The organism is Haloechinothrix halophila YIM 93223, assembly GCF_000504245.1.
Classification (GTDB): domain Bacteria; phylum Actinomycetota; class Actinomycetes; order Mycobacteriales; family Pseudonocardiaceae; genus Haloechinothrix_A; species Haloechinothrix_A halophila.
In genome coordinates this window covers 4,917,282-4,943,385 of sequence record NZ_KI632509.1, presented here as the reverse complement: position 1 = coordinate 4,943,385, position 26,104 = coordinate 4,917,282, and the positions used below count along the sequence as shown (strand labels likewise).

The 26,104-nt window shown below is 69.7% G+C and carries 30 protein-coding genes and 1 pseudogene; 13 read left to right on the top strand and 18 right to left on the bottom strand.

Features of this window, described 5'->3' with window-relative positions; translation table 11 throughout:
• Nucleotides 1-196: 196 nt before the first annotated feature.
• Nucleotides 197-799: a MarR family transcriptional regulator gene (locus tag AMYHA_RS22525; RefSeq protein WP_034274341.1), complete on the bottom strand. Its 603-nt coding sequence runs from the start codon at nt 797-799 to the stop codon at nt 197-199.
• Nucleotides 800-1,067: 268 nt separating this feature from the next.
• Here AMYHA_RS22525 and AMYHA_RS22520 point away from each other — a divergent pair, with 268 nt between their 5' ends.
• Nucleotides 1,068-1,805 carry a hypothetical protein gene (locus tag AMYHA_RS22520; RefSeq protein WP_034274339.1) on the top strand — a complete coding sequence of 246 codons (738 nt, stop codon included), beginning with the start codon at nt 1,068-1,070 and terminating at the stop codon, nt 1,803-1,805.
• Between the two features lie 163 nt (nt 1,806-1,968).
• On the opposite strand, the gene AMYHA_RS27220 is transcribed toward AMYHA_RS22520, so the two are convergent.
• The 11 genes from AMYHA_RS27220 to AMYHA_RS22465 all read right to left on the bottom strand — a co-directional run bounded on the left by AMYHA_RS27220 (nt 1,969) and on the right by AMYHA_RS22465 (nt 13,807).
• The gene (locus tag AMYHA_RS27220; protein ID WP_157362600.1) at nt 1,969-2,103 is read right to left on the bottom strand and encodes an NlpC/P60 family protein; all 135 of its coding nucleotides are present in this window, start codon (nt 2,101-2,103) and stop codon (nt 1,969-1,971) included.
• Between the two features lie 43 nt (nt 2,104-2,146).
• Nucleotides 2,147-3,297, bottom strand: a protein-coding gene (locus AMYHA_RS22515; protein WP_157361777.1) for an IS3 family transposase whose coding sequence is annotated in 2 segments (ribosomal slippage) — nt 2,147-3,027 and nt 3,027-3,297 — 1,152 coding nt in all. Because the reading frame shifts where the segments join, the coding sequence is not laid out codon by codon here.
• Complete coding sequence (locus AMYHA_RS22505) at nt 3,263-4,192, bottom strand: C40 family peptidase (protein WP_034274337.1); 930 nt, start codon at nt 4,190-4,192, stop codon at nt 3,263-3,265. The genes AMYHA_RS22515 and AMYHA_RS22505 overlap by 35 nt, the downstream gene beginning before the upstream one ends.
• Complete coding sequence (locus tag AMYHA_RS26050; RefSeq protein WP_051400197.1) at nt 4,189-5,088, bottom strand: replication-relaxation family protein; 900 nt, start codon at nt 5,086-5,088, stop codon at nt 4,189-4,191. The genes AMYHA_RS22505 and AMYHA_RS26050 overlap by 4 nt, the downstream gene beginning before the upstream one ends.
• Nucleotides 5,085-6,494: a type IV secretory system conjugative DNA transfer family protein gene (locus AMYHA_RS22495; RefSeq protein ID WP_157362327.1), complete on the bottom strand. Its 1,410-nt coding sequence runs from the start codon at nt 6,492-6,494 to the stop codon at nt 5,085-5,087. Before AMYHA_RS22495 ends, AMYHA_RS26050 begins: the two co-directional genes overlap by 4 nt.
• Before the next feature lie 4 nt (nt 6,495-6,498).
• Entirely contained in the window at nt 6,499-7,710 is a 1,212-nt protein-coding gene (locus tag AMYHA_RS22490; protein ID WP_157362325.1) for a hypothetical protein, read from the bottom strand.
• A 56-nt stretch (nt 7,711-7,766) separates the two neighbouring features.
• Entirely contained in the window at nt 7,767-9,614 is a 1,848-nt protein-coding gene (locus AMYHA_RS22485) for a VirB4 family type IV secretion system protein (protein ID WP_034274332.1), read from the bottom strand.
• A gap of 3 nt (nt 9,615-9,617) precedes the next feature.
• A complete protein-coding gene (locus AMYHA_RS22480) occupies nt 9,618-10,625 on the bottom strand; it encodes a PrgI family protein (protein ID WP_051400195.1) in 1,008 nt (335 codons plus the stop codon).
• Nucleotides 10,609-12,381 (bottom strand): hypothetical protein, encoded by a 1,773-nt coding sequence (locus AMYHA_RS22475; RefSeq protein WP_157362323.1) that lies wholly within the window; start codon nt 12,379-12,381, stop codon nt 10,609-10,611. The genes AMYHA_RS22480 and AMYHA_RS22475 overlap by 17 nt, the downstream gene beginning before the upstream one ends.
• Before the next feature lie 72 nt (nt 12,382-12,453).
• Nucleotides 12,454-12,747 carry a pilin gene (locus AMYHA_RS22470; protein WP_051400490.1) on the bottom strand — a complete coding sequence of 98 codons (294 nt, stop codon included), beginning with the start codon at nt 12,745-12,747 and terminating at the stop codon, nt 12,454-12,456.
• Between the two features lie 214 nt (nt 12,748-12,961).
• Nucleotides 12,962-13,807 carry a hypothetical protein gene (locus AMYHA_RS22465; RefSeq protein WP_157362321.1) on the bottom strand — a complete coding sequence of 282 codons (846 nt, stop codon included), beginning with the start codon at nt 13,805-13,807 and terminating at the stop codon, nt 12,962-12,964.
• Nucleotides 13,808-14,905: 1,098 nt separating this feature from the next.
• Here AMYHA_RS22465 and AMYHA_RS28065 point away from each other — a divergent pair.
• From AMYHA_RS28065 to AMYHA_RS22440, 8 genes and pseudogenes are all read left to right on the top strand, one after another.
• Entirely contained in the window at nt 14,906-15,505 is a 600-nt protein-coding gene (locus AMYHA_RS28065) for a class I SAM-dependent methyltransferase (protein ID WP_051400194.1), read from the top strand.
• A complete protein-coding gene (locus tag AMYHA_RS26620; RefSeq protein WP_231104862.1) occupies nt 15,502-16,497 on the top strand; it encodes a TRM11 family SAM-dependent methyltransferase in 996 nt (331 codons plus the stop codon). The genes AMYHA_RS28065 and AMYHA_RS26620 overlap by 4 nt, the downstream gene beginning before the upstream one ends.
• Nucleotides 16,494-17,021: pseudogene (locus tag AMYHA_RS28060) on the top strand (DNA cytosine methyltransferase); the annotation flags it as partial. The gene AMYHA_RS26620 and the pseudogene AMYHA_RS28060, both read left to right, overlap by 4 nt.
• A gap of 196 nt (nt 17,022-17,217) precedes the next feature.
• Entirely contained in the window at nt 17,218-17,577 is a 360-nt protein-coding gene (locus AMYHA_RS28055) for a hypothetical protein (protein WP_231104985.1), read from the top strand.
• Between the two features lie 56 nt (nt 17,578-17,633).
• Complete coding sequence (locus tag AMYHA_RS28050; protein ID WP_231104984.1) at nt 17,634-17,957, top strand: hypothetical protein; 324 nt, start codon at nt 17,634-17,636, stop codon at nt 17,955-17,957.
• The gene (locus AMYHA_RS22445) at nt 17,954-18,235 is read left to right on the top strand and encodes a hypothetical protein (RefSeq protein ID WP_034274324.1); all 282 of its coding nucleotides are present in this window, start codon (nt 17,954-17,956) and stop codon (nt 18,233-18,235) included. The genes AMYHA_RS28050 and AMYHA_RS22445 overlap by 4 nt, the downstream gene beginning before the upstream one ends.
• Nucleotides 18,232-18,501, top strand: coding sequence for a helix-turn-helix domain-containing protein (locus AMYHA_RS28455; RefSeq protein WP_169732970.1), 270 nt, complete (start codon nt 18,232-18,234; stop codon nt 18,499-18,501). The genes AMYHA_RS22445 and AMYHA_RS28455 overlap by 4 nt, the downstream gene beginning before the upstream one ends.
• A 91-nt stretch (nt 18,502-18,592) precedes the next feature.
• Nucleotides 18,593-19,789 carry a tyrosine-type recombinase/integrase gene (locus AMYHA_RS22440; protein ID WP_034274322.1) on the top strand — a complete coding sequence of 399 codons (1,197 nt, stop codon included), beginning with the start codon at nt 18,593-18,595 and terminating at the stop codon, nt 19,787-19,789.
• Between the two features lie 87 nt (nt 19,790-19,876).
• On the opposite strand, the gene AMYHA_RS22435 is transcribed toward AMYHA_RS22440, so the two are convergent.
• A complete protein-coding gene (locus AMYHA_RS22435; protein ID WP_034274320.1) occupies nt 19,877-20,059 on the bottom strand; it encodes a hypothetical protein in 183 nt (60 codons plus the stop codon).
• A gap of 47 nt (nt 20,060-20,106) precedes the next feature.
• Nucleotides 20,107-20,391: a helix-turn-helix domain-containing protein gene (locus AMYHA_RS22430; protein WP_034274317.1), complete on the bottom strand. Its 285-nt coding sequence runs from the start codon at nt 20,389-20,391 to the stop codon at nt 20,107-20,109.
• A 750-nt stretch (nt 20,392-21,141) separates the two neighbouring features.
• Between AMYHA_RS22430 and AMYHA_RS22420 the strand changes: the two genes are divergently transcribed.
• Together AMYHA_RS22420 and AMYHA_RS22415 are read left to right on the top strand one after the other, a co-directional pair.
• Nucleotides 21,142-21,642: a helix-turn-helix domain-containing protein gene (locus AMYHA_RS22420; RefSeq protein WP_051400193.1), complete on the top strand. Its 501-nt coding sequence runs from the start codon at nt 21,142-21,144 to the stop codon at nt 21,640-21,642.
• Complete coding sequence (locus tag AMYHA_RS22415) at nt 21,639-22,373, top strand: hypothetical protein (RefSeq protein ID WP_157362319.1); 735 nt, start codon at nt 21,639-21,641, stop codon at nt 22,371-22,373. Before AMYHA_RS22420 ends, AMYHA_RS22415 begins: the two co-directional genes overlap by 4 nt.
• Before the next feature lie 101 nt (nt 22,374-22,474).
• Here the strand turns inward: AMYHA_RS22415 and AMYHA_RS27215 are convergent, their stop codons facing one another.
• The 3 genes from AMYHA_RS27215 to AMYHA_RS22405 all read right to left on the bottom strand — a co-directional run bounded on the left by AMYHA_RS27215 (nt 22,475) and on the right by AMYHA_RS22405 (nt 23,741).
• Nucleotides 22,475-22,699 carry a hypothetical protein gene (locus tag AMYHA_RS27215; protein WP_157362317.1) on the bottom strand — a complete coding sequence of 75 codons (225 nt, stop codon included), beginning with the start codon at nt 22,697-22,699 and terminating at the stop codon, nt 22,475-22,477.
• A gap of 285 nt (nt 22,700-22,984) precedes the next feature.
• Entirely contained in the window at nt 22,985-23,380 is a 396-nt protein-coding gene (locus AMYHA_RS22410; RefSeq protein ID WP_034271308.1) for a hypothetical protein, read from the bottom strand.
• Between the two features lie 16 nt (nt 23,381-23,396).
• The gene (locus AMYHA_RS22405; RefSeq protein ID WP_157362088.1) at nt 23,397-23,741 is read right to left on the bottom strand and encodes an antibiotic biosynthesis monooxygenase family protein; all 345 of its coding nucleotides are present in this window, start codon (nt 23,739-23,741) and stop codon (nt 23,397-23,399) included.
• A gap of 87 nt (nt 23,742-23,828) precedes the next feature.
• On the opposite strand from AMYHA_RS22405, the gene AMYHA_RS22400 reads away from it, so the two are divergent.
• Complete coding sequence (locus tag AMYHA_RS22400) at nt 23,829-24,494, top strand: ArsR/SmtB family transcription factor (RefSeq protein WP_034271117.1); 666 nt, start codon at nt 23,829-23,831, stop codon at nt 24,492-24,494.
• 351 nt (nt 24,495-24,845) lie between these two features.
• Here AMYHA_RS22400 and AMYHA_RS22395 read toward each other — a convergent pair whose 3' ends face one another.
• On the bottom strand, nt 24,846-25,160 hold the full coding sequence (locus tag AMYHA_RS22395; protein ID WP_051400192.1) for a hypothetical protein: 315 nt from the start codon (nt 25,158-25,160) through the stop codon (nt 24,846-24,848).
• Nucleotides 25,161-25,421: 261 nt separating this feature from the next.
• On the opposite strand from AMYHA_RS22395, the gene AMYHA_RS22390 reads away from it, so the two are divergent.
• Complete coding sequence (locus AMYHA_RS22390) at nt 25,422-25,934, top strand: immunoglobulin-like domain-containing protein (protein WP_157362315.1); 513 nt, start codon at nt 25,422-25,424, stop codon at nt 25,932-25,934.
• Nucleotides 25,935-26,104 lie beyond the last annotated feature (170 nt).

Genomic DNA, 26,104 nt, shown 5'->3' with positions numbered 1-26,104 from the left:
GGTTCCGCTGGGGAACATCGCTGGCGGGCTTCGACGGCCAAGCGTTCTGATCTGGCCAGCGAGGCCGGATACGGCTACTACGTCTCGCATTCCCGCTACTTCTGGGGCCATGCCGGTGGACGTGGTCGCCGCGCGGCGAACGAGGCTGCTCGGTCGCCGCGCGGCCCCTCCCACGGTGTCCCGTGGGGAACCCCCGTCAGGTGTCGTTGGTCTCGTCGGCCAGCCGGAACCGGCGGGGCTTGCTGCTGGTCTGCACGACGGTGCCGTCCTGTACGAGACGATCGAGGGCATTGCTGACTGCTCCGGAACTGCGGGCGAGCTTGCGGGCAATGTCCCCCGGGGTGTAGTCGTGGCTGACGCGGTCGTCCTCGCGGAGGAAGTCCTCCACCATGCCGCGCAGCGCGCCCTTGGGCAGGCGCCGCTTGCGGTTGGCCGTAGCGCCGGGTGCGGTCCCGTCGGACTTCGGCACGTCGCCGACCGAGTCCTCCCGTGGTGTGGCGGCATCCGACGCTGGGGCGAGGACGGCCCACAGGTCGGGGCCGCGCCGGGCACCCGTGGGTTGACCGGCGTTGCGGCTGATCAGCCCCTGGGCGTGCCACCGAGGCAGGATCTTGCCCGCCGTGGACCTGCCCACCGCCGCATGGGCGGCGAGTTCGGCCACGCCGCTGCCCGGGTGGGTGATCAGCGCTTCCCACAGCCGAATCTCGGCTGCAGTCCGCCCGGGATTGGCCAGGTTCCCAGCGCTGGTCGCGGGCACAGCGGTCAAGTGCCGCTTCTTCGAGTTGTTTTTGCTGGACATGACTACGCACTCCATTCGTGTCCGATATGGATGGTCATGCCCCCGGGGGCAGTAGCCCTCCGGCGCGTTGCCGGGTCGATCGGGCTACCACGTCCATGGACGCTCGATACGCCGCTGAAAGCAAGTCCCCCGACAACAAAGACAGGTGTCTTGTTGCAAGCCCTGGGACTGCCGCTCGCCTCGGAGTGGCGATTGATGGTGGCGGTGATGCGGTCGGTGTACGGCCAGCCGCGGACACCACGTTTGAGGTTTGCGGCAGACTCGTCCCATGACCGAACTCGCGTACATGGTCCGAGACGATTGGGGACAGCACGGCACCGCGATGCGACAGCAGAGCGCCGTGATCCGAGACTGGCTCGGAAGTCCGCCATACGTTTTCGCCACGGCCGATCGGAAGACGTACGAGTCGGACCACAGCGCTGACCGCGAGTTCGTGACGTACATCGCCCACGATGCCGATGAACGGCACGTCATCGACCTGTCAGACCTCAATGAGCTCCGACGCGCCGAAAAGGCGGTCACCCGCCCGCTCATCGTCCTGCATCCCTATAGGGAACGGGATTGCGACCTGCTGCGCGAGATCGTTGCGACGGAGTCCGTCGCTCGACTGTTCGTCATCGTTTGGTCGCCGCACGATATGGTCCGCACCTGGCTTGACGGGATCGGCGCCATGAACCTGCACACAGGGTCTGCATTCGAAGCACCAGACGTCGTGCAACTTGAGGCCGCGAAGTGCTGGGTAGGTGAGCAGTACAACGGGCTGTCGAGCGGCAACGGCAAGAGTGCCGTCGTGCAGCTTCTGCGCGTGTTTACCGCAGCTGGCTATCCGCTCGATGCGGGCACCTGGCTGCGCGCCTTTTTCGCGGCAGGCGGTGAGTTCGACGAAGCCACAAAGGTGGCGAAGTTCATCAGGGAGATGCAGAGGGGCACCCAGCATCGCATCAAGGCGCGCTACGGGACCGACATTCTGAACGTGCTACGCGAGCGCGCCACCGAAACTGCATGATCCGCCCCACGGCCCGCACACACAAGGCCATCCGATGTCTATCCGCGACCTTCACGGCGCCGCGACAGCTGGCCGCGATGCGCCGCTCTACCGGGGCGGTACCCTGGCCGCCTGCACAGGAGGCTTGATCAACGGCTGGATTGGGAAGTCCATACTCTAAAGATCAATTGTTAGCCGGTCGCGTTGCTCCGGCGTATTGGTCTCCCGACCATCGGTATGGGGCGATTCTGACGACGTCGTTGAAGGTTGGTGCGTGGATCATCTTGCCGTCGCCGATGTAGAGGCCGACGTGGTGGATCTTGGGACTGCCCTGACTTCGGTTGACTCGCGGGTTGGGTGGTTCAAGCCGCGAGTGCGACCGGTTCGTGGAACAGCAACTCGATCTCTACGGGGGTCATTCTGCCGAGTCGGCGTTGCCGGCGTCGACGGTGGTAGGTGCGTTCAATCCAGGTGACGATGGCCAGGCGCAGCTGGTCGCGGGTGGCCCAGCGTTGCCGGTCCAGGACGTTGCGCTGCAGCAGCGCGAAGAAGGACTCCATCGCGGCGTTGTCACCGCAGGCTCCGACCCGCCCCATCGACCCGACAAGGCCGTACTCGTGTAAGGCACGGACGAACTTTCGGGACCGAAATTGACTGCCTCTGTCGGAGTGGACGATCGTCCCGGCCGGGCTGCGGAGGGCGACGGCGTTGCGCAGCGCGGCTACCGCGAGGGAGGCCTTCATGCGCGAGTCCATGGAGTAGCCGACGATCCGGTTGGAGAACACGTCCTTGATCGCACAGAGGTACAGCTTGCCCTCGCCGGTGGGGTGTTCGGTGATGTCGGTCAGCCACAAGACGTTCGGCGCTGCCGCGGTGAAATCACGCTCGACCAGGTCGTCGTGTACCGGCGGTCCGGCCGTGCGGTTCAGCCCGCGCTTCTTGCTGAAGACCGAGTAGATCCGCTGCAGCGAACACAACCGGGCCACCCGGTTCTCCCCGGCCACGTGCCCGAGGGCGGCCAGCTCGTCGGCGATGAACCGATACCCGAACGCTGGATCATCCTCGTGGACGTCGATCGCGGTGTTGATCAAGTGGGCGTCCTCCCAGTCCCGCTGCGAGACGGGGTTGGCACGCCACTTGTAGAACGCCTGCTTGGAGAACCCAAGCACCCGGCAGGTCACCGCCACGGGGATGTCCTCGGCGGCCAGGTCACGGACCAGCGGGTACATCATTTTGGGGCGATGTCTTTGGCGAAGAACGCCGCCGCCCGCCGCAGGATCTCATTCTCCTGCTCCAGGACCCGGTTGCGCTTCTTCAACTCCCGCAACTCGGCCGACTCTTCCTTCGTAGCACCGGGACGGACACCGTCCTCGACATCGGCCTGCTGCAACCAGCGGTTCAGACAGGACTCGGAAATCCCGAAGTCCTTGGCGATCTGGCGCATCGGCGCTTCGCGCTTGCGAGCCACGGCGACGACGTCACGACGGAACTCGGCAGGGAACGGCTTCGGCATAGCGATCATCCTTCCAATGAGGACGAATCCTCACAGCTAAGGAGTCAACCGAACCCGGGGCAGTCCCCTTGGTGTTGGGGTTGCCGTAGAACACGAGGTCGCCGGGCTGGAGTGGTTCTCCGGCGGGTACGCGGGGGCCGTGGTGGTACTGGGTGTGGGCGGTGCGGGGCAGGGAGACTCCAGCGGTGTTGTAGGCGGCGGTGGTGAGACCGCTGCAGTCGAATCCGGTGTCCCCGGCGTCGGGGCCGTCGCCGCCCCAGAGGTAGGGCAGGCCGATCTGCTGGCAGGCGTATGCGATCGCCGTCCGTGTGGCGGGTGTCGGGGCTTGGATGGCGTCGCAGTCTCCGCCGCCGGAGTAGGAGGAGCGGTAGGCGGTTGCCTGGGCGAGGACTGTGTTGACGTACCAGTCGGCGCGGTTGTAGGTGAAGATGGCGCCGCGTAAGTCGCGGCTGCTGCGGGCGCCTGAGTCGCAGAGGTACCAAGCTGCGGCAAGCGCGGCGTTTGCTGGATCGTAGATGTCGGGTCCGACGTCGGGGTGTTCGCGTCGCACGTCGGCGAAGGTCGCGGGTAAGAACTGGAGGGGACCGCGCGCCCCGTCCGACCCGAGGACGCCGTTGTGGCCATTGTGGACGCCGGGCAGGGTGCTGCGGCCGTGGTCGGATTCAATGGCGCCGATGGCGGCGAGGATGGTCCAGTCGAGGCCGGGGCAGACGGTGGCGGCGTGGGTGTAGTGGTCGAGGTAGTCGGGCGGGATGTCGGCCAGCGCGGCGTCTGAGGGGGCGCTGCGGTGGGGTGTGGCGCCGGTGAGCGCGCCGAGTGCGGCGGAGAGCAACAGAAGCGGCAGCACGAGCACGGCGGCGGTGGCTCCGGCGGCGAGTTTTGCGGCGGGGGTCATCGGGCGTCCAGGTGAGCGAGGTCGCGGCGCGGCCCTCCTGCGGCGGGCAGCCATGCAGGTCCGGCAGGCCCGTCGGGGTGGTCGGTGTGGCTGGTGGCGAGTTGCCAGGGCTCGCCGCGCCGGGGCGTGTGGGGGCTGGTGGCGAGCAGTCTGTGCAGCGCGGCTTCGCGGGCTGGGGAGTGTAGGTGGATGAGCACGGTGAACGGTCCGACGTGACCGGGATCCTCACCGTTGGGGTTGCTGGTGAGGTGGGGGCCGCCGGCGTCGGCGAGGTCGGCGTAGCCGGTGAGTTTCGCGGCGACGCGGGTGAGGGGTTCGGTGCCGGTGTCGTGTTCGAGGCAGAACACGATCCGGCTGGTGTGGTGGGTCCAGACGCCGAGCGCGTCGGGTCGGGCGAGCCGTCCGCAGGCGGCGGTGGCGGAGGCTTCGCCGAGCCATGTGGCGAGTTGATAGTCGGGGTGGTGGTGGGCGTGGCGAGCGAGGGCGATGACGACGTCGTGGGTGCCGAGGAGGTGGTCGAGGTGGGGGTGGGCGGCCAGTCGGGCGGCGCGGGCGCGTACGCGGTTGGGTCGGGGGCTGTCGGTGGCGCGCATGTGGGCGAGCACGGTGGCTCCGGCGGGGCCGAGGGTGTAGCGCCAGCCGGTCATGCGGCCGTCGAGGCCGGGGCGGCGGAACCGTTCCAGGGCGTGGTAGCGCCACAGGGTGACGAGGCGGTGGCGGGCGGCGTCGAGGTTGGGGAACAGCAGCGCGGCGATCTGTTCGGTGGTCAGGACCTGGTGTTCGGCGAGCAGTTCGAGCAGGGTCCGGTCGCGGCGGGTGAGGCGGCCGAGCAGGACGAGCGCGTCGGTGGGGGTGGCGGGCCGGTGTCCCCGCCGGTGGGCGCTGCGGGTGGTCATGGCTGGATCTCCTCGTCGCGGCCCCAGCCCGGCGAGGGTGTGGGTGGGGTGAAGCGGCGGCGCTGGCTGGCTTGGCGGCGCTGGTCCGCGGGGATGCCGTGGCGGTGGGCGGCGGCCCGCAGCGCTTCGCCGCGCCCCCGGATCGGGGGCGGGGCGGGCAGGGTGCGCAGGGTGAAGGCGGGCCGGTCGCGGTTGTCGATGGTCAGGCGGGTGGCGGCTTGGTAGCGGGCGAGGTGGGTGAGGTCGTCGGCGTCGAGGTGGGGCGCGACGTGGCCGGCGAGGTGGCGAGCGTCGGCGGGGCTGATGCCGAAGAACAGCTTGTTGCGGGCGTTGGCGTCCAACGCGGCGCGCAGCGCGGGGGTGAGCTGGTCGAGGTGTTGGTGCGCGAGTGCCCAGGCGACGTGGTAGCCGCGGGATTCTGCCAGCGCGTCACCTAGCGGTGTCGGCAGGTGCAGGAAGTTCTGCGCCTCGTCGATGAGGATGGTCGCATCGGCCCGGGTGGGTTCGGGGCGGGCGGCGCGCGCGGTGGTGGCTTGCCAGAGCGCGGCGACGAGCAGGGAGCCGACGAGTTGGGCGCAGTCCTCGCCGAGTTGGCCTTTGGGGAGGCGGGCGAGCAGGATGCCGCCGTCGAGGATGTCGGCGGGGTGGAAGGAACTGGTGGCGGTGCCGAAGAGGTCGGCGACGAACCGGCGGGTGGTCAGGGCGCGGAGTTTGGACAGCACCGGCCCGACCGCGGCGGCGGCCTGGTTCGGGGTGAGGGTGTCGAAGGCGTCCCAGAACGCGCCGATCCCGGCGGGGTCGGCGCGCCGGATGGCGCGGGTGGCTCGGGCGCGGTGGTCGCGGTTGGTCAGCAGCGTCGGGATGTCGGCCAGGGTCGCGTCCGGCTGGGCGGCGAGGGTGAGCGTGGCCGCGCGCAGGGTGTCTTCGACGCGGGGTCCCCACCACGCCGAGTACAGGCGGTGCAGGGTGGACACGAGATGCTCCGCGCGGGTCTCGGCGTCGGCTCCGGTGCCGCTGGGGTTGAGCACGTTGAGGGAGGGTGGGGCGTGGGTCTCGTCGGGATCGATGAGCACGATCCGTCCGGCGGCGTGGGCCGGGATGCGGTCGAGCAGGTCGCGGATGAGATCGCCACGGGGTTCGATGACCGCACAGCCGCGCCCGGCGTCGATGTCGGCGAGCGCGAGCCGCAGCAGCAGGGTGGTTTTGCCCTTGCCGGTGGTGCCGGCGACGTGGAGGTGGTGGCGGGCGTCGACCACCGGTAACCCCACGGGGCGGGGCGGTCCGGCGTCGGTGACGCCGAGCGGTTTGACCGCGCGGCGTGCGGGGTCGTCGACGGGGGTCAACGCCAGCCGACGCGGGGTCTGCTGATCGCTGCGGGTAGGCGTCACGAGCTGTCCCTTCCGCATGGTTTCAGGGTTCGGGGATGTCGGGCGGCGCGGGGATACGACGGGCAGTGGGCTCGCCCAGGCCTGGGGTACGCGACGGCAGGTGGGCAAGCGCGGCGAGTTCGGTCGCCGACAGCAGCGCGCCGCGCCGCATCGCCCGCGCCGACAGCGCTCGAGAAGGGTGCGGTAGCCGGTGGCGGGCGAGCGCGTTGTGCGGGCCGGACAGCAGCGCGAAGCAGGCGAAGGTGGCGTCGGCGAGCCCGCGGACGCGGTCACGGGCGCCGCGCCCGGTGTTGGTGGTGGCTGCCGCGTAGCGCAGCGCGACCTCCCACATCGGTTCGTCGGCTTTGCGGCGCATCGCGGCGAGCCGCTCGGTACGCAACGGATCCGGCCCCGGCCTGCGCCCGTAGTGGTGGGACGTGGTGGTGCGTCGGGCGGGGGTGAGCAGGGCAAGCGCAGCCCGCACCAACCCCGTCACCGCCCCGAGGGCCAGCGAGGGGCGAGCGGGACGGCCGGCCTGGATGCGGGCCAGCGCGGCGCGGTAGCGACGCAGCCTGCGGCCGACGACTGGGCGGGCGAGGATCTGCACCATCACGTGCTCGCTGGCGCGGAGCGTGCCCGCCAGCGCTTCCAGGGCGCGCAGTGGATCCTCCCCGGCCCGGGGGTCGGGCAGCCGCAGCGGCAGCAGTGCGCCGCGCACCGGGCGCACCATGCCGCCGGTGATGGTCCCGGCCGGGAGTGTGGTGTCGGGCTGCCCGGGCGGGTCCGGGATGGCTTGCGCGCCGGGCCAGGCCGCGCGGATCGCGCTGGCGACCCGGTGGGTGTCGATCTCGCCGGGGATCCACACCCGCACCGCCGGCTCGGCGCCTGCCGTCAGCCGGTACTCCACACCGAGGTGCGGGGGCGGGCCGAACAGGGCGCGCCGCCATGCGGGTGGGGCGGTTCCGGTGAGGTCGCGCCACAACCGCAGGCCCCCGGCCAGGGCGTCGACGGGGTCGAGACCGGCCGGGGCGAGCACCGTCACCATCCGCGCCCCGGCGTGGCGGGCACCCCGGGCACGTCGCGCCAGCATCGGCCGCACCAGCAGCACGGCGCCCATGGCCGTGGTGATCGCGACCGCCGCGGGCGCGTGCGCCAGCACGGTCTCGACCCACGCGTGGCCGGTGTCGGCCAGCTCACCGAATCCAGGCAGCCTGGGAAGGCTGGGCAGGTCGGAGGGTTCGGGTGGCTCGTACACCGGGACCGACGGCACCGGCGGATTCGGCAGAGGCGAGGGCGGGGGCGTGGTGGTTGTCATGGTTCGGTGTCGCTGTTGGTGTCGAGTGCGGCGAGTTGGGCGGGGTCGGTGGTGATCGCGATGTCCTCGCTGGGTGAGGCGAGGGTGTGGAACGCCACGCGGGTGGTGCCGGATAGCAGCAGCGCGTCCCCGGGATTGGCGGCCAAGAGGTAGCCGCGTTCGCCGTCGGAGAGGCCGAATGCCTCGGCGACGGTGTCGATGGCCTGCGGCGCTTGCCGCAGCAGCACCTGGGTGGCGGCGTTGGCGGCGATGGCTTGGCCGAGGTCGGTGGCGAGCACGTCGGCGGGGTCCTGGGACACGAACGCCAGCCCGGCCCAGTGTTTGCGGGCGGCTTTGGCCATCCGGTAGAGGAACCGTGCCCCTTCGGGTTGCTGCATGAGCAGCCAAGCCTCGTCCACTACGACCAGGCGGCGCCGCCGCGCTCGGGGGTCGAGCACGCGCCGCCATACCGCGTCCAGCGCGATCAGGGTGCCGACGCTTGTGAGCTCGTCGGGCAGGTCGCGCAGGCTGATCGCGACCAGGTGTGAGTCGATGGGGTGGGTGGTGGGGCCGTCGAACAGGCCGGAGTAGGAGCCGGTGGCATACGGGGCCAGGCGCGCGGCCAACTCCGCGCCATCGGGATCCTGTTGGAGGGTTCGGGTGAGGTCGGCGAGCTGGGGAGCGGGTCGGGTCCAGGTGCGGGGGTCGCTGGTGATTCCCGCGCTGGTGTAGGTGGCGGTGACGGCGCGGTCGAGCACGGCACGTTCCCCGGGCGTGAGGGCCTCGCCGTGCAGCACCGCGATCAGGGTGTGGGCGAACAGGCTGCGGCGGGTCAACGCGTCCGGGATCTCGGCCGCGCCGGTGGGCAGGTCGAAGGGGTTGAGTCGCACGCCGGGCGCGCCGAGTCGCAGATAGGTGCCGCCGACGGCCTCGGCGAGGCGGGCGTATTCGTGTTCGGGGTCGATGATGAACACCTGCACGCTTTCGCCTCCGGCCGCGGTGGTCGCGTCCGGGTACAGCGAGCGCAGCGCTTCGAGTTTGGTGAAGTACGACTTGCCGGCGCCGGAGCGGGCCAGGGTGACGGAGTTGTAGTTGTCGCAGGCCCACCGGTCCCACAGCACCAGACCGGTGGAGGTGGCGTTGACGCCGTAGAGGCGGCCGGACAGTTCGGCGTGCGGGGCGGGGTCGGCGGGCAGGTCCGGGCTGGTGAACGGGAAGGCTGCGGCGAGCGCGGGGGTGTCCATGCTGCGCCGCACCCGCAGCAGGTCAACGCCGAGCGGGAGGGTGGAGATCCAGCCCTGCAGCGACCGAAACGACGCCGGCTGCGCGGTCAGCAGCAGTGAGGACGCCAGCGCGGTGACGTGCTCGACCTCGTCGTCGAGTTCGTCGCGGGTGGCGGCGTGCACGGTGAGGTAGAGGCCGAGGCGAAACAGCTTCGATTCGCCGCGCGCGAGCGCGGTGGCCATGTCGGCGGCGTCGGCGGCGGCGGCGTCCAGCTCGGGGTCGTCCAGTCGGCCTTTGTCAGCGCGGCCGCGGCGGGCCGACTCCAACCGGCCCTGTTGGGTGCGCAGTTTGCGGGCCGCCACCGCGGGCGGCACCGGGTCGATGTGCAGAGCGACGTCGAGCCGCCCGGGATAGCACAGCAGTGGCTCCAGCCAGCCCGGTCCGACTTCGGCCGGGTAGCCGGTCACGATCAGGGTGGCGGCCCACCCGTCGCCCAGGCGCAGCCGCCGCGCGTGCACCTCCACCGCGTCCGGCCCACCCACCGCGAGCCCCGCGGGGTTGTCGGGGCGGTTTCCGCCTTGGTGGGTGGTGGGTCGGCGCAGCAGGCGGCGGGCCGCGCGGATCAGCGGTGCGGGGGGCATGTCCTACCTCCCTGGGGTCGGGTCGGTGGCGGAATCGGTGAGCGCGGCGGTGAGTTCGTTGGTGGCGGTGACCGGCCCGGACGCGGCGCGCGCAGGTGTGGGATGCCGACCGTGGGGGTCGGCGGCGGCCGAGATGACCGCGTGTGCGCCGGCGCCGTCCAACGGTCGGGCGGTGATCTCGCACGTGCCCAGGGCGCGGCCGGTGTCGGCGGCACGGCGTGCCACCGTCGCGGCGGCGGCCTCGCGCCCGCCCTTGCTCGGAGGTTCGCGGAGCACGACCGTGACGTGGCGGCGCAGCAGGTCGGTCTCGCCCGCCAGCCGGTGCAGGTGCTCGGCATGCGCCAGGCACGCGGCCTCCAGCGCGGGGTGCGGCAGCCCGGGTGCGTCGGTCCGCAGCGTGTCCAGGTAGTCGTCGAGGTCGAGTCGATCGGCGCGGACCACGATCTGCGCGGGTCCGGTGAGGCTGTGCAGCCACCGCGCGAACCCGGCGATCAACGAGTGCTGCTCTGCCGGGGTGCGCAGTCCGAAGTTCACGGTGGAGCAGGCCGCCAACCCGGCCACGCCGTCGTCGCTGAGATCGACCTGCCCGGTGTCGCTGATCGCGGTGGCGGGCAGGGTGAGGGGGGCGGGCAACGGGCCGGTCTGGGCGGCGACCCAGCGTGGCGCCTCGGGCAGTCCGCGTTCGGTATCGGCGGTCTCGGCGGGTACCAGCCGCCGCGGGGCGCGGTGCTGCCGCAGCGCGGCGACCAGCCACGCGTCCAAGCCCAGCCCGTCGCGGCGCACCACCAGCAGCGCCAGCGTGGCCCCGGCGACCGGGACCGCGAACGCGACGAACAGCAGCGGTCCGATCACTGGCGCGGTGGCCTGATACAGCCCCCACAGCGTGAGCGCGACCGTCGCGGCGATTCCGAGCTGCCGGGCGGTCAGCCCGAACACCACCTCGTCGGGGCGTTCCACGTCGGCCGGCACCCGCACACTCACCGGGTCCTGCTCGTCACGACGACTGGACATCCCTACCACCTCGCTTCCTCTCGCGGGACCTCGTTGCTGGCCGTGGCCTCTGCTCGCTCGCCGTGCGAGGCATCACCCGGTTGCCCTGCCGTTGCCGCGCCGCCGGTTGGACGCCGGGCGAGGGGCGGGCGCGCGGAGCAGGTCCTCCCGGACTGGACGTGACCGGCAGGCCACGACCGGCGGGAGTCGCCTCGATCGGCGGCGCTGGCCGGGTGGGCACCGGGCTGGTTGGCCCGGTGCGCGGCGTTGACGTCGGCAGGGTGGGAGACCGCGACGCGGATCCGCGTCGCGGCGGCGTTCGGGTGTCGGACGAGGTGTGGCCGGTGCCGCGCGGAGGCGACCAGCCGCGCGTCGCGGCCTCCCGCGCACGCCGCGCCGGCGAACCCTGCCCCGTCGACGCCCGCTGCGGTGTCATGCCGCCTGCGGTCGGGCGGGACGTGCGTGCCGCGCCGCGCGGACCGGAACCGCCGCCGCGGGCACCGGAGCGATTCGTGCCGCCGCCCTGGCCACCACGACTCCCGCCGGTGGGGCGGGCACCCCCACCGGCGCGGGTGGGCCGGGGACCTCCGCCGGACGGGCGGCTGCCCGCGGCCCCACCACGTCCTGGCACGCCGCGCCCGCTTTGGCCGGCGTGGCCGTGGCGGGTGATACCCACCGCGGCCATGCCCTTGGCGATCAGGGCGTACTTGACGATGCCGGCGATGGCCGACCGGCCGGACAGACCGACCTGCCGCAACACCCACACCGGGATCTTGATCAGGATGAACAGCACCACCGCGGAGACCACGAGGTTCATCAGCCCGCCCGAGACGCCGAGCAGGCCGCTGGTGGTGGGGGCGGAGGTGCCCTGGTCGAAGAACACGGTGATGAACACCAGCAGCGTGATCGCCTGCAACAGCTGGATCGACAGCACCGCGATCAGCGCGCGCCACCAGAGTTTCGCGATGCCCTCGCTGTAGGGGGAGGCGTGGCAGACCAGTGCCAGTGGCGCGGCCACCACCACGATGATGGTCAGCGCCACCCGGATCACGTAGATCGCCAGCAGGATCAGCGCGAGCACCAGCACCACGAGCGCGACCAGGATCATGAAGATCCCGCCCCGCTCGAGCTGGCGGGTCAGCTCGGCCGCCATCCCGGCCGAGACGTCGCCATCACCGGCCAACACCGCAGCGGTGACGGCGTTGATCCCGGTGATGGCCGTGCCGGTGAGCGACAGGCTGACGTTGACCGCGAGGAACGCGACCAGCAGGCGGGGCAGGATCTCGCGCAGCGCGTAACGGGTCTGCAGGGTCTCGTGGGAGGCGACGACGAACCCGCCGGCGATGACGAACAGCACGAACAGCGAGTTCGCCACCCACCGGGTGATCCGGTGCAGATCGGCGATCTCGGCGTTGCCGGTCACATCGGGGGTGGCCAGGGTGGTCTGGCCGATCAGGTCCATCACCGGCCGCATCGCGCCGACGACCAGATCGGTGAACCACGCGTCGATCGCGCGGCCTACCTTGCACGCCACGTCGAACGTGCCGCAATCCTCAGCCTCGGTGTCGACGTCGACCTCGCGCTCGCCACGACCGACATCAGTGTCCTCGCCGCCGGGGGTGTCGAGACCGGTGTCGATCTCCGGCACGGTGCCGGCATCGGGCTGCTCGTGCGGCAGGCACGGCACCGGCGGGTTCGGCACGGCGCACGGATCATCCTGCTGCGCGTGCGCGTCGGGCACCCCCACGACCGCGCCTGCGGCGAACAGGACAGCCATCGCACACAGCAGCACCGCCAGCCGCCGTTGACGCCGATGACGAGCCAGGCGCGCGCACGCTGCGGTCATCGCTCAGCCCACCAGCGACCGCAAGATCGAGACCGCCACCGGTGCCAGCGCCGCCAGCGCATACCCCAGTAAGGCGTTACGCAGGCTCTTCTTCGCCCGCTCGACCTCCCCCGGGTCACCGTCGGCGGCCAAGTACCGAACGCCCCCGAGCGTGAGGAACAGCGTCGACAAGCCGACCAGCAGACCGACCAGGAAGTTCCGCAGATTCGCGATCACCTGCTCCAGCTGCTGCTGCCCCGTCTGGGCCCACGCCACCGGAGGCGTCGTCACGACCACCACCACCGCCACGACCAGCATCACGGTCACGCACCGTGACCACAGTCGGCCGCCGTGAGGGGAACGGGTCGGGCGGCGGCCCGATGACCGGACGATCATGCTCGTGCCTCCCGTCATTGCGGTGGTCGGGTTCTCGGCGGGTGTGCGGCGAGACGGTGTGTCGCGGAGGGGCCGTCGCCGACACCCAGCGGGGCGGTATACGGCCCAATTCCCCCGCACTCTTCTAAAGCGCGGTTCAGGCCGCGGTTTGGGAAATCTTGTTGAAGATTCTTTTTCGCCGTTGTTCGGTGAGATAGCGAACCAGCCGGTATTCGGCGAGATCGCGCAGATAACGCAATTGCTCGTAGCTGAATTCCAGCGTTCGAGCCAGCGTGGTCAGATGCGTGTTTTCCAGGCGGGTCGCGATGATCACCGACGCCTCGAATTCGGTGATGATGCCTTCGGTGACCGCGTCGGCCAGCACCAGGTCCGGATGCCCCCACGGGGCGGGCGGCTCGATCGAGTCCAGCAACGGCAGTCTCCGCGCGGCATGCTCCCACTCGGCCGCCCGTAGCCTGGCTCCCGCGCGCTGCGCCGCCCACACCAGGCGCGCGGCCAACGACCCCGCGTCGGGGTCGATCGTCTTGAGCCGTTCGGTGAAGCCCGCGACGACCTCGGCGTCGAGATCCTCGACGTCACCGGTGTAGCCGCGGGCCAACTCGCCGGCCACGTTGCGCAGCCCCGGGATCGCCACCCCGACCGCGCCCACCACCCAGGCGGCGCCGCGCTCGCGCGCGTTGCGCACCAGCACCTGCCAGATCGCTTCCCGCGCCTCGTGCCCGGTGCCCGCGTTCAACAACAGCTCGCGCACCTCGTCCAGCGGCAGCAGCCGGCGCGGCAGACCGTGCCCGAGCACCGCCCCGTCCACCGCCAGCGGCGCCGGGCCGGTGGTCAGCAACCGGAACGCGGCCTCCGCCGCATCCAGCACCCGCGGCGCAGACACCGCCTCATCGCACGCGCCGCCGCGCGGGTCGACCGGGCTCGGCGGGTCGTGTCGCTCGGAGTCGTCGAGATGGTGGAAACGCTGGTCTCGGGTGGTCATCGCGGACAGCCCCTCTCGTGATGGCGATGCGAGCGGTGTGCTCGCCCACCCAGGCCGCCACGAGCGCCTTACCCAGACCTTGCGAGTCGATCTTCACGCGCCGCGTAAGCCGCTGCGCCAGGTGCGTAAGGTCGCGCGCCAGGAACCCGCAAGACCTAGCGCCGTCGGACCTGACACGGCCGCTGACCATCGACGCAAGGAATCCGTAAGGGTCCGCCCGACACCGACCGCACCCGCCGAACCTTCGAACATCACGATCAGGTCACAGGCTCACTGGCCGGCTGGCCGCAGCGCACACCGGTCCCTACTCACGGATCCCGCCGCCGACACTCGTAGCCTGCTCCCCGCCACATGGCCGCGCGGATCTCGCCCGGGTAGCGGGCGAGATCGCCTGGCGTCAGGTCGGACGTAGGCTCTCGCGCCGGTCGCGTTCAGTGGTTCGCCCGACCACGGAAAGCACCGCGACAGCTGCGCGCAGCTCCATGCGGAGACGACGCCGTCGGCGACCGTGAAGGAGCCGTCGCGTGTGTCGCATAGGGTCTTGCCGTCACAGATGCTGTCTCAGCGTGAGGTGGCGCGTGCGCGGTCCGCGAGCGCCTCACGGACGCTGGCGACGTCGAGCCTGACCGGGCGGCCGTCGCGAGGCAGCGCGCGGCTGCCTTCCGCGCGGAGCTGCTCACCGAGTCGGGTACCGCCCGGATGGTGTCGACGATTCGTGTGTCTCTCTTGTGCTTGTCGCGCGCCCGTAGCGCAGTGAGCGCGATGTCCTTGGTGGTCTTGCTTTCGGTTACGACGTCACGGTGGTGGGCGCTGTCGGATATGGCGCGGCGTGACAAAGAAATTCTCTGGGGATATTTCCCAAACCCGTCCCTGTGACGCGCTTTAGAAGGGTGTCCGGGTCCTATCGATCCGCGCCTCGAAATTGCGAAAGGGGTCGTCACAGTGAAATGCGACACCACGCCGAAAGTGGCGTCACCCAAAACCGGTCCTCGTTCGTTCCCGGTCCCGTTGGGAATTTGGCTGTGCGCCCCGACCGCCGAGGGCGAGGCTGGGCTACCACCACTGGTACAAGGGCTGTCCCGCGCCCTCGTGGCAAGGGTGGCCGAGGAATTCTCCCGTCCCGCCGACACCGTGATGGCCACCGGGCTCGACGCCGCTCGTGTCGCTGCGGTCATGGCCGCCCGCGCTGGTCGGCGACTGCCCACCCAGACCGCGGCTCCGGTCACCGTCGGTCACCGCGAGCGGGGTAGCGGCCGGTGCCCGCCGGATGGGTCGGTCGGTCTGATCCTGGCTGTCGAGCTGCCGGTGCCGTTCGTCGACGATGACGGGCAGCCTTACCTCACCTGGGCGCGATGGCTGCGGCCTGGCGGTGTGCTCGCGGTGGTCACCGCCAACCCGGCCGGGGTCGACGACTTCGCCCACCACACCGCCGCCGTCGTTCGCGCCGCCGAGGCCACCGGGCTGAGCTACCTCCAACACATCGTCGCGGTGCTCGCCCACGTCGACGGCGACCGGCTACTGGTAGCCGACCCGCCGACGTCCTCGCCGGAGGCACACCGCGCCGTCCACGTCCCCGCCCACAGCGACTTGTTGATCTTCACCGCACCGGGGCCGGCCGCGAGTTCACCAGCACCGACAGACACACAACCCGACCCCATCAACCGCGTCAGCGCCGCCACCGAAACGGAGCGCCGATGAACGAGCCCACCACCGTCTCGTCCCCCGAGCCCGCCCGGCCGCCGGTATCGGTGTGGACCACCGCGCAGCGCCCCGCCGGCACCCAGCGGCGCGCACGCTATGTGCCCGCCTCCACCGCGCACCCGGCAAAGATGCTGCCTGCCATCGCTGCCCACGCCATCGCCACCTTCACCCAGCCCGGCGAGTACGTACTCGACCCGATGTGCGGCATCGGCACCACCCTCGTCGAGGCGGCCCACCTTGGCCGCCACGGCCTCGGTGTTGAGTACGAGCCACGGTGGGTCGACGTCGCCCAGGCCAACCTCGCACTCGCCGCGCAACTCGGCGCACCCGGAACCGGACACGTCAGCACCGGCGACGCCCGCCAGCAGCTCCCCGCCCTGGCCGGCACCCACGCCGGCCGCGTCAGGCTGCTGCTCACCTCACCGCCCTACGGCAGCAGCCTGCACGGCCAGGTCATCGCTACTCCCGGCCGACGCGGCGGTGTCCGCAAGCGCGACCACCGCTACGGCCACGACCGCGCGAACCTCGCCCACCGCAGCCTGTCCGCACTGCTGCGCGGCTTCACCGACATCCTCCGCACCAGCATGCCCCTGCTTGCCCCCGGCGGGATCGTCGCGATCACCACCCGGCCGTTTCGCGTCGACGGCGAGCTCATCGACTTCCCCGCCCTCACCCTCGATGCCGCCGTCGCCGCCGGACTCGCCCCCGTGCAGCGCTGCGTCGCCCTGCTCGCTGGGCTGCGTGACGGCCGCCTGATACCCCGCGCGTCCTTCTTCCAGCTCGGCTACATCCGCAAACTCCGTGCCCGCGGCGTCCCCGCCCATGTCATCGCCCACGAAGACGTCCTCATCCTCACCACACCTCGAAAGTCCGTGGGTTCAGCCATCACGACGGACGGTCAGGATGTCCGAGGCTCCCTCGGCGGCCGAGCACGACACACCGGGAACCCGAGCGGTGGCTCGCGCGTGTCGGGGAGCCGGGCGGCATGAGCACCCGACCCGACCGCACCACACGCGGATCTGGGCACGACTCCACCCTCGCCGCGGCGGCGGCCACTGCCGAGACGTTGTCGGTCGCCGCGAGACCGGGTCCAGTCCTTGGATCGGTCTGCACCGGATACGGCGGATTGGACCTCGGCGTACTCACCGCGCTCGGTGGGGGCCGCATCGCCTGGTGCGCTGACAACGATCCCCACATCGCCCGGATCCTCGCCGCGCGGATGCCCGGCGTCCCCAACCTCGGCGATGTGCGCACCATCGACTGGACCCGCGTGGAGCCGGTCGAGGTGCTCACCGCCGGGTTCCCCTGCCAGGACATCAGCGCCGCCGGCCGCAGGTTCGGCATCGAGAAAGGCCAACGCAGTGGACTGTGGACCGACATCGTGGCAGGAATTCGCTGCCTACGACCGCCGCTCGTCGTCGTGGAGAACGTCGCCGCACTGCGCTGGCGAAACGGCGGCCTGCACCGTGTACTCGGAGACCTGGCCGAAGCGGGGTATGACGCGCTCTGGCGTAGCGTCCGCGCCGCCGACATCGGCGCGGCCCACCGACGAGAGAGGGTGTTCCTGCTCGCCTGGCCCCGCGCCAGTTTCGACGCGGATGCTGCCGACCCCGCAAGCCCGCGACGGCGACAACCGGGGCCCGGCGGACCCGGCGCGGCGCCGAGCCGGCGGTCACCAAGTCAACCTCCACGACGCGGTGCACGCCACGGTGAAACTGCTGCCCACCCCGACGGCGGCGGACTCCCGTTCGGCCGCGATCCAAACCGTGGTGAAACCGGGGCGCCCGACCCCGGTGGGGTGTGTGACGCTGACCGATTCGATTCGGTTGTTGCCGACGCCGAGAGCCTCGGACACCGGCACGTCGGGCCGGCGGGCGGGAGCGGGTTTCCGGCCGCCGCTGTCGCAGCAGGTGCTCCCGCTGGTCGATCCCGAGGCATTCCTGCCGACGCCGCGGGCGAGCGACGGGACCAAGGGCTGCCCGGCGCAACGGGGCTCCAAGGGCGACCTGATGTTGCCCTCGGCGATCATGCACCTGCTCACCCCGGAGGCGGACGAGGCCGGCTCGTAGCCGTCGCGAACCCAGCCAGTCACGAGCTCGCGAAGCCGGCGACAGCTCATTCCCGAGTGGACTGGGGCAACTATGCGGCGGCCGTGCGGCGATGGGAAGAAATACTCGGCCGAGGCGCGCCGTTTCCCACCCAGCCCGGTACGCACGGCCGCCCCGTGCTGGCCCCCGACTTCGTTGAATTCCTAATGGGACTCGAGCCAGGCTGGGTGACCAGCCTCCCGCTGCCTCGCACCGCACAACTCCGCGCCCTGGGAAACGGCGTCGTGCCCCAGCAGGCCGCCTACGCCGTGGCGCTGCTGCTGGCAGACCTGGCTGAGCTCATCGGCGACCCCGCCGCTGGCGAGTACTGCGGACACGGGAAGGAGGTGGACGCGGCGTGACCACCCCGGCCTCCACTCACGACGCCGGCCCGCCGCTGCGGTTTCTCCAGCTCGGCTACGTCCGCAAGCTCCGTGCCCGCGGCGTCCCCGCCTACGTCATCGCCCACGAAGGCGTCCTCATCCTCACCACACCCCTAGTGGGTTCAGAAGAACTGATCGACCTTCGGCATTCGCGGACACCCGTCGAGATCGGCGCGTCCGGTGTCGACCCCGGCCCCGCCGCAGACATGCCACCAGCGGGCGAACCAGCCCCCACCGCGCCGGGACGGGCGGCATGAGCACCGCACGGGCCCACTCGCCTGGGTCGGCCGGCACGCGGGAGGGAACCGGCGCCCGGTCGAGCCCACCGGTCCTGTACACCCCGGCGGAAGCCGCTCGTTTGTTGAAGGTGCCCGAGTCCTGGCTGCGTCGCCAGGCCGGGCAGCGGCGCGTCCGCTGCACCTACCTCGGCCGACACCTGCGGTTCAGCGACGCCGACCTACACGACATAGTCGCGACCGGCACCCGCCCGGCCCGCGCCGCCGGAGGCCGGAGGACCCGCTGAATCCGTCCTTCGGCGGCTTGTCATCGCTGCGGAGACGAGCGTCCATCCGCTCTGCCTGACACCACCGACCACACCACGGAGGGCCGTCATCATGGCTTGGGTAGAGCAATGCGGCGACGACACCTGGCGAGTCCGCTACCGGCGCGACGACGGCACCATCGGCGCCATCCCGGGATTCACCAGTAAGACGGCCGCCCAAGACCACGCCGACGACCTGGAATCCGATCGCCGTAGAGGGACCTGGATCGACCCCGCCGCCGGGCAGACAACCCTCAGCGAGTTCGTTGACCCCGACTGGTTCGACGCACTCGATGTCGACCCCCGCACCGAACAGAACTACCGCAACCGGTGGGCCGTCCATATCCAGCCACGCTGGGGCGACACCGCCCTGTCTGCGATCACCGGTCTCAAAGCACACGCCTGGGCCAAGAAGTTGCGTGCGGGCGGGTTGGCCCCGGTGACCGTCGACGACATCATGAAGCTGTTCCGCCTGATGCTCTCCGATGCCGCGGACGAGAAACTCATCCCCGCCAACCCCATCCGCCCCCGTCGTCGCGGACGTCGCCGCCACACCACCCGCACCCCCGAGAAGGTCTGGGCCGAACCCGCCGCAACGCTCGACGTCGCCGACCAGGCCGCCGCCTTCTACGGGCCCGGGGCAGGAGTCCTCGTCGTCACCGGCGGCTGGACTGGATCTCGCTGGGGCGAGCTGGCTGGGTTGCGCCGCCCCAACCTGCACCTGTTCGACGACGACACCGGCGATCTCGTCGTCGATCCCGAGACCGGGGCGCTGCACGAAGACTCCACCGGCAAGCTCTGGCTCGGCCCACCCAAGACAGAGGAATCGGCCCGCACCATCAGCCTGCCCCCGTTCCTCGTCCGGCTGCTGCGTGCGCACCTGGAAACCCACGACCACGAGCACGTCTTCGTCAGCCTGGATGGACAACTACTCCGGCGTAGCAACTTCTCCCGCCGCGCCATGCGACCCGCCGCCGACGGCAACCTGCAGGTGAGAAACCCGCGCATACGGCTGCAGCCCGCCTGCGCTGGCCTGACCTTCCATGGACTCCGGCACGGCCATAAGACCTGGATGATCGCCGACGGCATCCCCGAGATCGCCCAATCCGTGCGCCTCGGGCACGTGCTCAAAGACAAGATCCAACGCACCTACTCCCACGTCGCCGACGAGGTCGAAGCCCGTCTGCTCGACCACCTCCAAGCCCGCTGGGAAAAGGCCGTCGCCAACGCCGCCACCAACCACGACACCACCTGGCGCGCCGCCGCTTGACCGCGCCGCGCAACCGGCCGCACCCTGACCCCCGCGACCCCCAACCGTAGGAGCGAATCACCACGACCGCCGCCGAGATCGAAGCAGCTACCACGACACGCAGGCCGATGGACCGAACCCATTGCCGCAGCCTGCCACGCCCGCGCGCTCGACCCTGACCGCGCCCAGCGGGACACCGCCGCCCACCACTGTCGGCAGGGTGGGGCCGGAGATGGCCGACCGCAACAACACCTCGTGCCGATGCAGGGTGGCCGCCGCATTCTCGGTCAACCGCTCCGCGTATCTGCTACGGGTGCTGGACGCGGGTTGGCCAGGTGTCAGCGCTCGACTCGACGTCCGGTCCCGAGCCGGTCGGCTGGGGATGTGTCTGGCTTGAGCTGGCTAACTAGTTCGCCGGGATCAACCTGGAGTACGTAGGCGAGGTCGAGCAGCGTCGTGAGGCTGGGCAGCATACGACCGTTTTCGTAGTTGCTGATCGCGGCGACCGTGCTGGCTGCCTGGTAGGCGAGCTCGAGTTGAGTGAAGTTCGCCGCTTTGCGGCGCTGCCGCAGGCGGCGGCCGAGCTCGGCCGCAGCGGCGGACACGGGCGGCGGTTTCGGCACATCGAAACCTTGATAGAAGCACTAGCGATGCGCTATACGTTTATAAACAACTAGAAAATAAGTTGTTATTTTATTTAACTTGCGGAGGGCGGGGTGGAATGCTGCATCGTGCGCGCGACGGCCACAGTGAGCGCGGTGTCGTTGTGTGCCTTGGCGCGAGCCCGGGTCCCACACGAGTGTGAGTGCGCGCTTGCGTTCGCGCTGGCGGTGCGCGCCGGACGAGAAATTGGTCCGGATGGCGACGCGATGTGTCGCGAGTGCGGCACCTGGTGGTCGATGGCCCCTCCCTGGCAGACGTGGCTGCGGTCGTGGGACGGCGAGCCGCTGTGTGCCGACTGCGCCGGCGAGCTCGAACTAGACGCCGAACTCAAGGGATTCGCCGAGCTCACGGCGGATCTAGAGTCGGCAGTGAGGAAATTCGGGTGAGGAAGTCTGACCTCAAGGCGGGCGCGCTATACGGCCACGGCCCCGCCTCAACGCACAGAGCCGACCGGGCGAACCGTAGCCGTGTGGGACGCGGAGCTACGCAAGCGTGGTGCAGAACTGGTCCTCATCAACAACGCCCATCTGGTGGGCGAGTATCACGCCGCCAAAGCTGAAGAGCAGGAACGCGATGACCGGGAACCGTCCAAACGGGTGTACTGAGCGGCTCGTATCACTGCCGCGCGAATCGCTCGCCCCTGATACGGGGCATCGGTACCTTGTGAGGGGCGCTAGCGGGGATATCGCACGACGATCGGGAGAATCGACGTGCTGATACCGGATACCGAGCAGTACCAGATCGCGCTCGGCGGAGAGCTGCGAAGAATGCGGAAGGCTCGGGGCTGGACTCGCTCCGACGTCCTGTCGCGCCTGTCGATGTCAATCTCCACGCAAACCCTGGCCGCATGGGAACACGGCACGCGGGCCCTCAACGTGACGCGGTTCGCCGAGCTGTGCCTGACTCTCGGCGACCGCCCCCACGCTGTGCTGGAGCGCGTAGACCACGCCGTCATCGGAGGCCACGACACCGCGATCAGCATGGACCTGGCGAGTGTTGTCGAGATCGCCCACCCCGAGCTGCGGCCACTACGCCAGTGGGCGGCGGCACGCCTGTCCGAAGGCGGTACCACGGCGGTCACGCTTCCACCCGCTGCCGTCGCTCGCATGGCGCAGCTATGCGACATTCCCTCCGATCAGCTCAGGGTGGAACTGGCGCACGCCGGCGGTGTTGGCGGTGAGGGCAGCGATGTCGGTCGGTGGGCGTCATGACCGGTCTGCTGCGGCGGTGCACCGCGCTGGCTGTGCTGAGCGAACTCGACTGGGAGGTGCTGCGCGCGGTCCCACAGCCCGTCCTTATCAAGGATCTCTACCCGTGGCTGCGCTGCGAGCTCTCTCACCGTCACCGCGGCCAGCACCACGCGCTCGCTCAAAGTGACGCCAAGCGCCGAGACTGGTGGCTGCGCTGGACCGATGACGCAACGATCCGTGACCGTGATCTGGCGATCCTGCTGCCGTGTGCGACCGACGCGGCCGTTGAGGCGAGCGCCGAGACGGATCCCTGTCTGCTCTTCGTCGCGCACGCGGGGCCGCACTCGTTCCAGATCGACCGCCACGACCTGCGCCCCTACACGAAACCCCCTCGTGGGGGTGGTGAGAGCGGTGCAACCACCCCGCTGGCGCGTCTTCTTGCCGCGCATCGCCTCACGCGGCCCATGGCCGACTTCCTGCGCGAACTTGGCACGCTGGAGCAGGTGTGCGGAACCCGCTCGAAGGTGCATCGTGGCCTCACCACGGCGACGCTCGCGCCCCAGCTCATCCGTGTCGACGTGCACACCCCCGGACTTGCAACCTCCCTCATCGACGACATGGTGCGGGTGCCCGTCCCGGTGCCATACGCACCACCGCTCGGCCCCCTGACGCCCGACACCAGCGTGCCGATCGCGCTGACATCAGTCGGCCGTGGTGTGCTCGCCGAACTAGCGCCGTTCTGGCGCTCCTAGGCGTTAGCCGAACCAGTGCACATCGAGGATTACGACGCGCGCGCCGACGTCGAGCACCAGGTAGTACACGAGCCCTTCACAGTGCGGACCGAACACGAAGGTCAGCGTACGATCGGAACGAGCCCGATGCGGTGGCGGATGGTGAGGTCGCGGTAGTCGTAGGTGTTCAGGGGCGCGCCTTCCACGACGACCAGCCGGGGTACCGGCAGCGTTAACTGGTTCGCTCCCGTCTCCACCCATTTCCGGTAGGACCCTGCCGGGTACTCGTGGATGCTGCACCTCGTGGTTGTGGGCATCATCCCGAATGGCGGCACGGGTTCCCTCACGCCTTGGCCTGCTGTGTTTTCAGCAGGTTGAGCCGGTCCCATCTGAGGGGTGTCGGACAAGTTGATTTGGGCCCACTTGCGCGGTCGCTCGCTCGGCGAGCAGGTTGTTTTGGCCCCACTGGAGGGGTGAACCGGCTGGCCGTGGGCGCTGCAGAGCGTCGTGGGGCTGGGCAGGGCGGTAGCGTTCGCGGTGCCGGGTGTCGGCGGTGCTTCGCCCCCGACAGGCATGAGTTCCGTGGGCTGCCGGCCTAATCGTTCGGGGCTGGAGGGTGCAGGATCCGGTCGTCAGCCGAGGCGGGCGGCCATCCATTGGCTTGCAACCTGCAGCCCGCGATCGTGGTCGTCGACCACAAGGACCAGTTGACCAGCATGGTCGCTGTACTGCACGTCGATGTTGACCCCCTGGTCGGCCATCGCCCGACAGACCTTGCCGAGTTGACCCGGCTCGTCTTGGTTCAAGCGCAGCATGACGACCGGACGGCAGTCACGGACCGTGATCCCGTCCGTGACTAACGCTTGCCCGGCGGCGTCGCCGTTCTCGACGAGGAAATGCGCAACGCCCCTCCGTGCGGCAACGAACATCCCGCCGCCTTCAATGCTGACGCCGGCCTGCTCCAAGGCCTCACCGACTGCCGCAAGCGAGCCCGGATCATCCGTCAAATCCAGCTCGATGTCGAACACGTCAATCCCCTTCTTGCTATCCGTGGACTCGGCGGCTGTCCATTGGAACCTCCGCCCTGTCGTGCGGGCCGTAGTCGCGGACCAGCTCCGCCATGCGCAGGCGATAGTCGGTGAACAGGCGAGCTCGGCCCAAGCCTTGTGCGCGTCGATGCTCTGGACGGTTGCGCCAGCGCGTGACGGCCTCCTCGTTATCGAAGAACCCGATCGCTACGAACTTGCCCGGCGTAGCGCAGCTCGAGAACCGCTCCACGCCGTGACAACCCTCGACTTCGGCCAGGGCCGCGCGAACCCGTTCGGACTCACGCAGGTACTCCTCGTAGATCTCGGGCGCGCTTTGGTCGAACCAGAACTCGAAGATCATCGCAATCACTCTTGGCACCTCCTGCAGCCAACGCTAACCACCGACGTTTCGGTGCGGGCCGAACTATCGAGCGGATACGTTGTTCTCATGGAACGCAATCCGCTTGCGGTCATCGGCTCGCTGCTCGCCGACGACACGCGCGCCGGACTGCTGACGGCGTTGATGGACGGTCGCGCCCACACCAACAGCGAACTCGCCCGTCACTTGCAGGTCAGCGCGTCCACGGTGAGTGAGCATCTCCGCAAACTGCGTGACTCAGGCATGGTGGCGGTTGAAGCGCAGGGGAGACACCGCTACTTCCGCATAGCCGATCACCGGATCGCCGACATGCTGGAATCCCTGGGCGCAACCGCACTCTCAGTGCCCGCACCACCGGTTGCGACGGCCGTGGCGTTCGCTCGCACCTGCTACGACCACCTCGCCGGCGAGGTGGCAGTGCGCATCTATGGCCAGCTTGTCGACGACAGGTATCTGATTGCAGACGACGAACAGGTCCACCTCACGACATCGGGGTTGGAGCTGTTCAGCGACATCGGTGTCGACGTCGCGCCACAGGCCTCTCGGCGGCCGCTCGTGCGGTCGTGCCTGGACTGGAGTCAGCGACGGCATCATCTTGCCGGCGCGGTGGGCGCCGGACTCCTGGACACCATGTTGCTTAATCGATGGCTCGTGCGCCAGGACGGGCCACGCAAGGTCCGGTTCACCCGTAGTGGGCGCATCGCTGTCTCAGCGACATTCGGCATTCAGGTCTAACATCCGTCCTTAGATTCGGCACTGCCAGCAGGGCGTCGATGATGTCGTGGGTGTCGTCGTCGGTGCGGAGGCGGCCAGCTCATGTTCACCCACGGCAAGGTGGGCCAGATCAACTTGTCCAAACCCAAGTGGGGCCGAGGCACCCTGCCCAGGCGGGGCCAGAACAACCTGCCCTAACAGCCTGCTGGAACGCCACTCAGGCTGCCGTCCCGGCCGGTGGGCGTAGCACGAGGCGATCACGCGGATCACTTGCGCCATCAGGTCTTGGTGACGGGTCTCCTCGGCGCGCCGGACCTGCCTGCTTGCTCAGATGTGGATAACTCTGCCTGCCGATGGGGGTCGTGCGCACGTTCAGGCTGTGCTGTCGTTGCGCGGGCGTATCGCCCATGCTGGCACAAGCTGGCCCGGCAGCTCGTAATGATCGGATCGCTCGTCGGTGTAGCTGATCGCGTAGTCGACGACACCGAGCCAGCGACCGTCCGTCGCGCGTTCCCACTTCCGTAGTTCGCCGGGGACATCTCCTTGCACGTTGAGCGTGCCAGTGCTGGGCTTCCTGCGCTCAAGCGGAACGTTCGGGAACAAATGGTCGAGCTGTACCCAGACTGGGCCTTCGGTGACGCTGAGCAGCGGATGCAGGGGACAGCGCTTCTCGCGCCCCTCAGCCACCCGATCACATAGGCACTCGAACACAGATTCGATGATATCGAAGGTCGACGAACAATTCCATTCGGGCGTCGAGGAGCTGCGGGTGGTGCAGGTCGATGAAATGCGCCACGCGCCGTTGCTCGAGTCCGATGCGTTGGAGTAGGGCGCCGAATCGGACTGCGCTCTGATCCGGTCGCTATCCGGTGCAACGCCAGGGCAGTGCAACGCATCGAACATCGCCCGCGTCTTTTGAGCAAGGGGCTGCTGCGGAAGGGGAAGCCTGTGACGCGTCGTCTCCGTGTGGCGATGTCGGTCGCCCTCGCAGTAGTCGTTGTCGCTGCCTGCGCCGATGACGGTCCGGCCGATAAGCCGCCACTGCGGAGCGACACAAGCGCCACCTCGCACGTTCCGCGCCACGTCGTCCGCGGCGATGTGACCCGCCTGCACACGCCGCAGGGTGAGGCGGCGATCCAGCTGGTACTCGACAAGCGCTCCATGGAGGCTGGAGAGCAGCTCGCCGTCCGACTGGTCAACCGGGGTGACGTAGAGGTCATGACAGGTCTGCCGATCATCCAGGAGCGGTGGAACGGCGAACGGTGGGTCGAGATCACACAGCATGGTGTCTGGCCCGACGTTGGAATCCTCCTGCAACCGGGAGGGAGCACCGAGGCGCAGACCTGGCCGTTCGGAGGTCTTCCCGAGCCGGGCCGCTACCGCCTCACGAAGTCAGCGAGTTATGAAGGCGGCGACGTCGATCGGCGACTGGTGGCTGCGGCCATGGTTGAGGTCCACTAGCGGCGTGGCGTGAACGATGAAGCGACCGAGACACACGAAGAGGTGGATCACGGCGGGTTTGCTGGCAGTAGTGCTGTTGGTGTCGGCGGTGGTGGCGTCGACATGCGCGCCAAATCAAAGGTCAAGCCCATGCCGATACCGGTGTCCTCGAGCCCCTGACCTGACAACAG